8 protein-coding genes, 1 tRNA gene and 1 pseudogene are annotated in these 10598 nt (G+C 58.2%); 5 read left to right on the top strand and 5 right to left on the bottom strand.

Going from position 1 to position 10598, the window contains the following annotated elements:
• Positions 1-131: 131 nt before the first annotated feature.
• Both ABIQ96_RS08120 and ABIQ96_RS08115 read right to left on the bottom strand, forming a co-directional pair.
• Positions 132-1343: a glycosyltransferase family 2 protein gene (locus ABIQ96_RS08120; protein ID WP_348214072.1), complete on the bottom strand. Its 1212-nt coding sequence runs from the start codon at positions 1341-1343 to the stop codon at positions 132-134.
• Positions 1344-1351: 8 nt separating this feature from the next.
• Positions 1352-1807, bottom strand: coding sequence for an RDD family protein (locus ABIQ96_RS08115; protein WP_348214071.1), 456 nt, complete (start codon positions 1805-1807; stop codon positions 1352-1354).
• Between the two features lie 197 nt (positions 1808-2004).
• Between ABIQ96_RS08115 and ABIQ96_RS08110 the strand changes: the two genes are divergently transcribed.
• The 4 genes from ABIQ96_RS08110 to ABIQ96_RS08095 all read left to right on the top strand — a co-directional run bounded on the left by ABIQ96_RS08110 (position 2005) and on the right by ABIQ96_RS08095 (position 7947).
• Positions 2005-2370 carry a metallopeptidase family protein gene (locus ABIQ96_RS08110; protein WP_348214070.1) on the top strand — a complete coding sequence of 122 codons (366 nt, stop codon included), beginning with the start codon at positions 2005-2007 and terminating at the stop codon, positions 2368-2370.
• Between the two features lie 69 nt (positions 2371-2439).
• Positions 2440-3501 (top strand): SPFH and helix-turn-helix domain-containing protein, encoded by a 1062-nt coding sequence (locus ABIQ96_RS08105; protein WP_348214069.1) that lies wholly within the window; start codon positions 2440-2442, stop codon positions 3499-3501.
• Positions 3502-3509: 8 nt separating this feature from the next.
• Positions 3510-4613, top strand: coding sequence for a zinc ribbon domain-containing protein (locus ABIQ96_RS08100; RefSeq protein WP_348214068.1), 1104 nt, complete (start codon positions 3510-3512; stop codon positions 4611-4613).
• 142 nt (positions 4614-4755) lie between these two features.
• Positions 4756-7947 carry an endonuclease gene (locus tag ABIQ96_RS08095; protein WP_348214067.1) on the top strand — a complete coding sequence of 1064 codons (3192 nt, stop codon included), beginning with the start codon at positions 4756-4758 and terminating at the stop codon, positions 7945-7947.
• Here the strand turns inward: ABIQ96_RS08095 and purN are convergent.
• The gene (gene purN / locus ABIQ96_RS08090) at positions 7939-8523 is read right to left on the bottom strand and encodes a phosphoribosylglycinamide formyltransferase (protein ID WP_348214066.1); all 585 of its coding nucleotides are present in this window, start codon (positions 8521-8523) and stop codon (positions 7939-7941) included. The two genes, ABIQ96_RS08095 and purN, sit on opposite strands and share 9 nt — an antisense overlap.
• A gap of 169 nt (positions 8524-8692) precedes the next feature.
• Here purN and ABIQ96_RS08085 point away from each other — a divergent pair, with 169 nt between their 5' ends.
• Positions 8693-9793, top strand: coding sequence for an aminopeptidase (locus tag ABIQ96_RS08085; protein WP_348214065.1), 1101 nt, complete (start codon positions 8693-8695; stop codon positions 9791-9793).
• Positions 9794-10092: 299 nt separating this feature from the next.
• On the opposite strand, the gene ABIQ96_RS08080 is transcribed toward ABIQ96_RS08085, so the two are convergent.
• Both ABIQ96_RS08080 and ABIQ96_RS08075 read right to left on the bottom strand, forming a co-directional pair.
• Positions 10093-10165 (bottom strand) — tRNA-Ile (locus ABIQ96_RS08080).
• Positions 10166-10222: 57 nt separating this feature from the next.
• Positions 10223-10598 (bottom strand): annotated as a pseudogene (locus ABIQ96_RS08075) (guanylate kinase); the annotation flags it as partial.

Genomic DNA, 10598 nt, shown 5'->3' with positions numbered 1-10598 from the left:
GCGCCGAACTCTCCCTGCCTGCCAACCTAGCCGCCTGTGTCCTCCACCTTCAAACCCAGATCACCCAACATGCCGAATCCAACACCGCATGAAGAAAAAACTTGAATGACTACATGCCTGTTCATCTGTGGTTAGTTTTTTGAATTCAGAATTTCTGTCTTCTGCGGACCGGTGACCCGGTAGCGGATACCGGCCCAGACGATTTCCCGGCCGCAAGCAGAGCTGAGGATGATGACCAAATGTAGAAAATTGATCACCGGATCGAGCCACCAGCTTCCCCTAACTGCCTCGTCGAGCGTGTCGGCCTCGCCATGATGAAAACGATCCTCCAGATAGCCTCGCCGGACGCGGGTCCGGGCAACGTTGAGAGCGATGGCGACGCCGAACGGAACGAGCATCAGCAGATTTCCCTGAACAAGGCGCGCCGAACATGCTAGAAAACTCGCCAGATAAAACAGCGGAACCATCAGCGCCATCCACCACAGCGATTTGTGGCCGACGCGCAGTTGAAAATACTGGCGGCGGCCGAATTCGAAAAACGAAGCCCAACTAAAATCGACTGGCGACGGCGCGGCGACGGACCTAACGTATTTCATCCGCTTTCCCGACTCCCGCGCGATGGCGCTGAGTCGCACGTCGTCGTTGATGCTGCCCACGAGATTTTCCGGCACTTTCAATTCCTCAAACACCTCGCGGGTCATCGCCATCGAACCGCCCCACAGGCAAATTCGCCACGCGGGACCGATCAGCGGCTCGATGGCGGTGCCCATCAGCGCGATGATCCGGTTAGGAAGCGATTGGTTGGCGGGAATCATCCAACGGTAGCCGGTGGTGAAGTCGGCCTGGCCGAGATTGAGCGGCAACGCGAGGCAGGAGAGCCAGTTCTTGAAGCCGTAGAGATCGCCGTCGGCGAAGGCGATGATCTGATCCGAGCTGTCGAGTTCCTTGAATGCGGCGAGCTGGTTGTGGACTTTCTGGCCGGTGTGCTCGGCCATTCCGGCGACGATCAGGCGTGCACGGGTGAACGAGGATTCAGCGAGACGGTTCCGGATCGCGGCGTGGACCGGATCAGCTTCCGATTCGGTGGTGAAAATGACGTGATATTCCGGATAGTCCTGGCTGAGGACGAAATCCATAAAGCGGTCGAAATTTCCCGAAACTCCCTTCACCGCGATGACGAGGGCGACACGTTTCGTTTTCTTCACCTCCACACCACCGTCGATCCAGCGCTGGTGGGCATTGAAGAGACGGCGCGCCTTGCGGGTCTTGATCAGGCCGGACGCGGAGTGGAGCACCCAATACCAAGTGAGCAGTTCGAGCAACGCTTGTGCGATGGGAGTCATCCGTTAGTCTATTTACGATCGGTAACCGCCGTTCCCGAGAGAGAGTCGTGCCAAGCCCGGTTCCCATAGACGAAGAATGCCGCGAGAAATCCAATGTAGAGCGGTATGGCTGATAGGACTTTAGCGGTATTGCGGCCCAACACCTGCCCGAACGTCAACCGCCTGCCGGTCGCAGAGCGGACTGAAATATCCATCATTTTTTTACCAAATGTCCCGCGCCACGGAGACAGCTCACCAACGATGCAATAGAGAATCCAGATTCCAAGAGTGCCGGCGTCAATCAGCAGTTTGGCCTTGAGGGAAGCCGCCACCGCGTCAGGACGAGCAAAGAAATCAGCGATCGGACTAACACCGAAAAAAGCCTGCGAGATGAAATACAGTCCGAACTGGATGGGAATCACGTCGATCATGTAGGCAATCGCCCGCTTGAAATTGTTGGCGGGACGATAATTGAGGTAACGCATCGGGCGGGATGATGGGATGGGCGAAGCTCGGAATTGTTTGCCCGGAAAAGACCAAACCACCCCATGCCACGCGGGGATTGCAGGAGTTATGGGAATCCGGATCAAGGATCAATTTGAGCAGGTGCGGCGCCCGCGTGAGAAAACGCGTTCCCGTTATCCTCCTTGTGCGGGCAGCGGGGAGCGGTTAATTCATCGCCATGGATTTTGAAACATTAAGCCTGTGGGCGGACGAGGAACTGAAGGCGCTGGTGAAAGTCCTCCCTGCGGACATTCAGGATGCGGCGAAAACGGTGGCGGTTTCCTTTGAGGAAAAGCCCGGCCAGGGCGCTTACGACGATCAACTCGACGGCGACGAGCTTGGCCTGTTCGAAGGTCCATCGGCGATGGACGAGGCCGGTCCAGACGAACTCCCGCGCATCCGACTTTTCCTAACCAACCTGTGGGAATGGGTCGGTGAGGAAGAGCATGATTTCCGTGACGAAGTCGGCACCACATTCCTCCACGAACTCGGCCACTACCTCGGATGGGATGAGGATGAAGTCGCCGATCGAGGATTGGAATAAGCGGGAAGATTTCTACTTCCACGCTAGCGGAAATCAGGATATTTCAAGACAACTCTCAAATTCAAAACCATGGACATTCTCGGATTCATCAAAGGCGAGCTTCTCGAAATCATCGAATTCAACGACGACTCGCGCGACACGCTCGCATGGCGTTTCCCCGATGACGACAAAGCGATCAAGAACGGCGCACAGCTTATCGTCCGTGAAAGCCAGGCCGCGCAGTTCGTCTATCTCGGCCAATACGGCGACTGCTTCGGCCCTGGAAAACACTCGCTCGTCACCGATAACATCCCGGTCCTCAACAAGCTGAAAGGCTGGAAATATGGTTTCGAATCCCCCTTCAAGGCGGATGTCTATTTTGTCACCACCCGCCTTTTCACGGGCAACAAATGGGGCACCGCCAACCCGATCATGATGCGCGACAAGGACTTCGGCATCGTGCGCCTGCGGTCCTTCGGCACCTTCGATTTCAAAATCACCGACCCGCCGGTTTTCCTTAAGGAAGTCGCCGGAACCGACCAACATTTCCGCCTCGATGAATTCGCCGACACGATGCGCTCGCGGATCGTCAGCGTTTTCAGCGATGCCCTCGCCTCCTGCGGCGTGCCCGCGCTCGACGTGGCGGCCCGTTACACGGAACTCGGCGACGCGCTCTTGCCGCTGATCAACCCTCAGGTCACCGCGAAATACGGCATCGAGATCACCAGCTTCCTCGTTGAAAACGTTTCCGTTCCTCCTGAAGTGGAGGCCGCCATCGACAAGCGTTCGAGCATGGGCGCGATTGGAAATCTCAACGACTACGTGAAATTCCAAATGGCCGAATCGATGACCAAGGGCGGCGATGGCGGAGGCGGATCTCCAGCAGCCGCAGCCGGCCAAATGGCGATGGGCTTCGGCATGGCGCAGGAAATGATGAAATCCATGCAAGCCCAGCCAGCTCCCGGTGCAACCGCAGCCACTCCACCTGCCGGAGTTCCAGAACTTCTCAGCCCGGCGGATGCCGCGCAGATTCTCGGTGTCCCCGAGGCCGACGTCATCGCCTCGCTTGATGCGGGTGATTTGAAGGGCAAGAAAATCGGTTCCACCTACCGGATCACGCGCGCCGCGCTCGAGAGATTTCTCTCCGAGTAACCAACGCCATGGCAGAAATCAGCGCGCTGCGGAAACATCCCTGCCCGGAATGCGGCGGGGATGCGGAGTGGGATGCGGCCAAGAAGGCCTTAGCCTGCCCGTATTGTGGAACCGTCCTGCCGTGGACTGATGGGGAAAACGCCATGGGAGCGGTGATCGTCGAGCATGATCTCGAGGCCGCGCTCATTTCCATTCCTCCTGAAGATCGCGGGCTCAAAGCGGAGAAAAAATCCGTCAAATGCGAGAGCTGTCAGGCCATCAGCATCTTCGACGCCGACCGCGCGGCGCAGCGTTGTGATTTCTGCGGCTCGCCCTCGATCGTCCCGGTGGACAGCCTAACCGACGTGATCACGCCGGAGAGCCTGCTGCCCGCCGTGGTCGCCGCCACCCAGGTCCGCGACCAGCTCCGCACCTGGTATGGCAGCCGCTGGTGGGCACCTAACAAACTCAAACGGGCCGCGCTCACGGACACGCTGCACGGCATCTATCTGCCTTACTGGACTTTCGACGCCCACGTCGACGCGCAATGGACCGCAGAGTCCGGCTACCATTACTACGAGACGGAAACCTACCGCGACTCGGAGGGGAAAACGCAGACGCGACAGGTCCAGAAAACCCGCTGGGAAGACAGCGCCGGGCAATTGTCCCATTTCTTCGACGACGACGCCGTCCCCGGAACCGTCGGCGTGCACACCGCCCTGCTTCGCAAGGTCGAACCGTTTCCCACCCTCACCGACCTCAAGCCCTACGAACCGGCGTTCGTCCGCGGCTGGACGGTCGAGCGCTATCAGGTGGATCTTCGCCAAGCTTCGCAAATCAGCAAGCTGCAGATGGACACCACCATCTATCAACTTTGTTCCCGCGACGTCCCCGGCGACACCCAGCGAAATCTGCAAGTCGAGTCCGACTATCAGGGCCGCACGTTCAAACACATCCTCGTCCCTGTCTGGCTCGCGACCTACACCTACGGCTCAAAATCCTTTCAAGTAGTCGTCAACGGCTACACCGGAAAGATGGCCGGCGAACATCCGCTAAGCTGGATCAAAATCACTTTCGCAATCCTAGGAGTGCTGCTGGTGATTTTCATCATCGTGATGCTCAATCAGCGATAGAATTGGCACTGCCCCGGGCGTCGTAAGTCATCACCGAGAGATGACGAATCTGCCACATGAAGTTGGCGGACTTTCTGCTACGGAACTGTTCTCTCCGCTAGGGATAGCGTGTGAATTTCCACCGCCTTTCCAGACTTCAAAGATGAACGGATATTTGAAAGCCGCCTTGGTTTGGTTTTGCGCGGCAGGATCGCTCATGGCCACGCCTCCGCCGGAATACTATTCAGCAGCGGCAGGACAAAGCGGCGGAGTGCTCAAACAGACTCTGCACGGGATCGTTGCGAACCACACGGTGATCCCTTACTCCAACCTGATCGCACCCATCTCCAACGTCTGGCGCGACCCGGCGAACTCCTCGAACATCCTGTTGATTTACTCCAACTCGTCCGTGCCGGCCAGTACGAGTTGGAATCGCGAACATCTCTGGCCGCGTTCACGCGGAAACTCGGATCAACTGGGGCCGGATGACAGCGATCTGTTCCACGTCGTTCCTTCCGACATTTCGGTGAACGCGGAAAGGGCCAGCCTTTACTTCGATGAAAGCGATCCCGGCGATCCGGCCTACTTGCTGCCCGCCCATCCGCTGGCGCCGCAAACCAGCCGCGATTCCAACTCCTGGCAGCCTCCGCCACAGGAGCGTGGCGACATCGCCCGGGCGCTATTCTACATGGATGTCCGCTATGACGGCCAGGAACCGCTGACCACGGATTTCGAACTCGTATCCTACACGCCGACAGGCTCGCAGATGGGACGGCTCAACACCCTGCTTCTCTGGAATGAACAGGATCCGCCGGATGATGCCGAACGAGCGCGCAATGATCTCATCTATTCGACCTATCAGCACAATCGCAATCCATTCATCGACCATCCGGAATGGGTCGCGGAGATCTGGGGAATCGGTACCCCCGGCGGCGGCGGGACACGTCCCATCGCCCGCGCCGCGGTGGTTTCCTCGTCGGCGGTCGAATCACCATTGACTAACGGAACCCTCCTCATCTCGCTCAATCAATTCGCCGGAGCGGGCGGCTTGACCGTCAGCTTCGCGATGACTGGAACCGCTTCCCCTGCCGAATTCACCTTGAGCGGCGCGGGGGTAACTTACGATCCCGCAACCGGATTGGGCAGCGTGATGATTCCGGAAAACTTCGCCAGCGTGTTGGTCACGCTTTCTCCGGCGAATGATGCCTCCGACGAATCCGCGGAAACCGCCATCGCCACATTGATCGAAGGCGCGAGCTATTCCGTCGTGCCGGATGCCTCGTCAAAGGCCACCATTACCATCTCCGACGCGCCGACTCTTCCCGCCTCCTGGAATTTCAATTCCGGTGTTCCGTATGCCAATCCTCTTCTATCAAACACGGGTGCCGGGACGATTTCCTTTTCCGGATGGCACGGGACGATCAACTCATTCGGCGGCAGCTCGGGCACCGCGCTGGCCCTCGTCGGAAACGCGGGAAACGGTTCGTGGATCGATATCAAACTTTCGATGGCGGGTTACACCGGACTGGATCTATCATTTTTCACCCGCGGCACGGCTTCTGGATATGACGTGGGAACCTGGTCAGCCAGTGTGGATGGAGTCAGTTTCACGACCGTGGCGGGTGTGAATACCGCCACCCGGGACACCAACTTCAGTCAAAAACAGGTCAGCTTCGCCTCCTTTCCACAACTAACCAATGCCGCTCAGGTAACGCTGCGCTACACGCTTTCCGGCGCGACCAGCAGCACCGCCAACAATCGAATCGACGAGCTAACAGCAACCGCGACGCCGATCGTGACCGGCGACACCTTGCGCACCGTTTCAATCACGGCGGTGGATGCGACTTCCAATGAAGCGACGCTCGATGGCGGCACCTACGCCGTTCAACTCAATGGATTCGCTCCGGCGGGCGGACTGGAAGTCGTTCTGTTCTTCGGCACCGGCTCGGCCACTCCACCGGGATTTCCGGGCGCGGATTACACGCTGGGCGGACTGACGGGCTACGACTCCGTCACACGGCGGGGAACCGTCTTTTTCCCGGAAGGACAGGGCACGGCACTGGTGACCGTCACTCCACTGGCAGATTCGGAAATCGAAGGAGCGGAAACAGCCATCGCCACGGTGGAATCCTCCGCGGCCTATCTGGTGGGCACTGGAAACTCTGCCATCGTCACCATCATTTCGCCCCTGCCGAACGATGCCTTCGCCAGTGCCTTGATACTCACCGGCTCCCCGGCAATCGCCACTGGATCCAATGTTGGAGCGACCCGCGAAACAAACGAGCCATGGCACCATCCGTCTGGACAAACCGGCGGGCGCTCCGTCTGGTGGAAATGGACGGCGCCAGCGGATGGAGTGGTGGAGGTTTCCACTCAAGGCAGCAACTTCGACACTTTGTTGGGAATCTACACCGGTTCCTCCGTGAGCAGTCTCACACAGCTTGGCGCCGACGACGACGGCGGAGTCAACCTAACAAGCCGGCTGGCCGTTCGCGTGATCCAGGGCGTCACCTATTCCATCGCCGTGGACGGATTCGGACAATCCGCCGGGCAGATCGCGCTGTCACTGATCCACTCTCCCATTCCCACGGTCAGTCTCACGGCGCTCCAAAGCCAGGCGAAGGAGCGGGGCAACGTCGCGGGTTCCGTGAAATTCACCCTTTCAAACAGCAGCCCGCTTCCCATCTCTCTCGGATTCGCCCTCGGCGGAACAGCGGTCGCCGGCACCGACTACACCACGACTTCGGGCAGCTATTCGATTCTCACGATTCCCACGAACCAAACGTCGGCGATTCTGAGCATTGTGCCGGCTACGGATTCCAATCCGATCGAACAAACCGAAACCGTTACCGTGACCATCGTGGGTGGCACCGGCTATCAGATGGAGCCCGCACCTTTGAACGGTGTGGCCTTGTCCATTGAAGACGATTCTCCCTACTCCGCCGCGTGGCTTGCCAACCATCCAGGACTCACTCAGGAAAGCGCCGGACTGTTAGCGGATTTCGATCACGACGGCGTTCCGACTTTGCTGGAATATCTGTCGGATCACGATCCCATCGTCTCCGACGGAACGCCACTCCTGAAAATGACGTTGGAGCCATTCATCGATCCGGCGGATGCGCTCGAAAAAACATTCGCGGCGATCCGTTGCATCCGGCGTCTCGATGCCGCGGGAATTCCTTTCGTTCTCGAAGGGAGTGATTCGCTTCTGCCCGGTTCATGGGAACCTCGCGGGGTCTTCGTCTCCGCAACCCCCATGGCAGGAACCGAGACCGAGGAACTGCTTTTCCGAAGTCCGCTGCCCGTCGATACTTCCGTGAAATCCTTCTTCCGGCTGCGCGTGACGTCACCTTGATTCTTCGATCTCCCGCCCCACCTTGCGGATCGCTGCCGGATAGAGGCGATGTTCGATCACCTGGATCCGCGCATGCAAAACTTCCGCCGTGTCGTCAGATAGAATCGGCACGCTTTCCTGGAGAATGATCGGTCCGGTATCCATGCCATCATCCACGAAATGCACCGTACAGCCCGCCTCTTTTTCACCGGCGTCGAGTGCTTGTTTCCATGACTCCAGTCCGGGATAAGCCGGCAGCAGCGCGGGGTGGATGTTCAGGATCCGGTTGGGAAACGCGTCGAGCAGCGGTCGTTTCACCAGCCTCAGAAATCCAGCGAGGCATACCAGTTCGACTCCCGCTTGCTTCAAGCGAAGCGCCGTTTCCGCCTGCACTTCCTCGGGGAATTTCGTCTTGAATCCACCGCAGTCGATCACCCCGGTTTCGATGCCGTGCTTCTTCGCCCGTTCGAGGATGAACGCATCCGGATTGTCCGACAGCACGAGTCCGATCCTCGCGTCGAGGGTTCCGTCCGCGATCGCATCGATGATCGCCTGCATGTTTGATCCGGAACCTGAACCGAGAACGCCGAGCACCATGCGCTTGGTTTATGCCACCCACCCGTGCTGCCAAGCGCAAAAGAGTTTTGAGAGTCTTGAGTTGAGAGACCGAAAAGCTCCTCTTCACTCTCAACTCTCAACCATAAACTCTCAACTTCCCCCGACTTGGCGCTTGGAAACCCCGTATTCAACCGCTATCCAAACGCCCATGCACGACGCCCGCATCGACGCCCTCGCCCGCCAGTTGGTCCGTTATTCCACTTCATTGAAAAAGGGCGAGAAAGTCCTCATCGACCTCCACGACGTCCCCGACTCCATCGGCCTCGCGCTCATCCGCGAAGTTCGGGCGAAAGGTGCGTTTCCCTTCATCCGGATTCACCAAAGCCGCATCACCCGCGAGATGATGAAGGGTGCGGAAGACGCCCAATATGAAATCATCGCCAAGCACCTGCTCGCCGAGATGAAGGACATGGACGCCTACATTGCGATCCGCGGCGGCAACAACATCGCCGAAAATTCCGATGTCCCCGCCGACAGCATGCGCCTCGCGATGAAACACATGCGCCCGGTCCTCGACCACCGCGTCAAGAAGACCAAGTGGTGCGTCCTGCGCTGGCCGTCCTCGTCCATGGCGCAACAAGCAGGGATGAGCACCGAGGCATTTGAAAAATTCTACTTTGACGTCTGCCTGCTCGACTACAAGGCGCTCGTCCCGTCGATGAACGCCCTTAAGAAGCTGATGGACAAGACCGAGAGCGTCCACATCAACGGCCCCGGCACCGATCTGCGTTTCTCGATCAAAGGAATCAACTCCATCGTCTGCGGAGGAAACTACAACATCCCCGATGGCGAGGTCTTCACTGCTCCGGTTAGAGACTCCGTGGAAGGTGTCATTTCCTACAACGCGCCGACGATCTATCAGGGGATCCCGTTCGATTCCATCCTCCTCGAATTCTCCAAAGGAAAAATCATCAAGGCCGAAGCCGGAGCAAAAACGAAACAGCTCAACAAGATCCTCGATAGTGATGACGGCGCGCGCTACATCGGCGAGTTCGCCCTCGGCTTCCATCCGAGCATTCGCGAACCGATGCGCGACATCCTATTCGACGAGAAAATCGCCGGTTCGTTCCATTTCACTCCCGGCCAAGCCTACGACGAAGCCGACAACGGCAACCGCTCGCAAGTCCATTGGGACATGGTCAACATCCAGCGCAAGGACTGGGGCGGCGGCGAAATCTGGTTCGACGGCAAGCTCATCCGCAAGGACGGTGTCTTCTTGGCGAAGTCGCTGGAGAAATTGAATGGTTAGGAAACGTGGTGGCGGTTTTCAACCACCATGCCTCTCCATCCGGTGTCAAACAGAGTCGGAAAACCTGAACGTCGGACGATGTTTCGGCTGATCCCACGGATCAAAGAAGGCACACGTCCGATCTAACGAGTGGCTGAAAATGCCCCTTTGTGGCGGAAGAAGGAGGAGAGCCTGCTGGGTAAGATTGCGTCTCGACACGTCAATTCAGGCACGAACGCATCCATAGATGCGAGGATCTTGTCTTGAATGATCTGAATCAATCGGAATTCAGAAAAGTTGTAAGTCGTTTACAATGAAGGTGGGCCCGGTGGGGTTTGAACCCACGACCAAAGGATTATGAGTCCCCTGCTCTAACCGCTGAGCTACAGGCCCGGTCGACGGGGGCGACTATGTCACGCGAAGTCGCGACGGCAAGCGCCATCATCTGAGTCAGGAGATTCGCGATACCCGCATGCGCTCAGCTGTCACCAGTGCTTGGAAATTCGTGTAGTCCTGCTCGCGGGTCGAGGAGAGCAGGCGGAACGAGTAGCGTCTCCACAGTTCCATTTCCTCCAGTGCGTTTCTCATCCGGAGGGCGATGACATCCGCGCTGTCGGTGCCGCGTCCGGACAGTCGTTGGTAAAGTTCCTCTTCGCTGGGAGGCATGACAAAAAGATCCACCAAGGCGCGCTGGATATCGGGCTCGGGACAGGTGCGGACCTGATCGGCACCTTGGACGTCGATGTCCATGACGACGTCGATGCCGGCCTTGAGATGGCTGATGACTTCGGATTTGAGGGAGCCATAGAGGTTGCCATGGACCACC

Origin of the sequence: Luteolibacter sp. (assembly GCF_039920825.1) — a bacterium.
In the GTDB taxonomy this organism is placed as follows: Bacteria; Verrucomicrobiota; Verrucomicrobiia; order Verrucomicrobiales; family Akkermansiaceae; genus Luteolibacter.
Note: the sequence above shows the minus strand (reverse complement) of the source record. Positions and strands in the feature narration are given on the sequence as shown.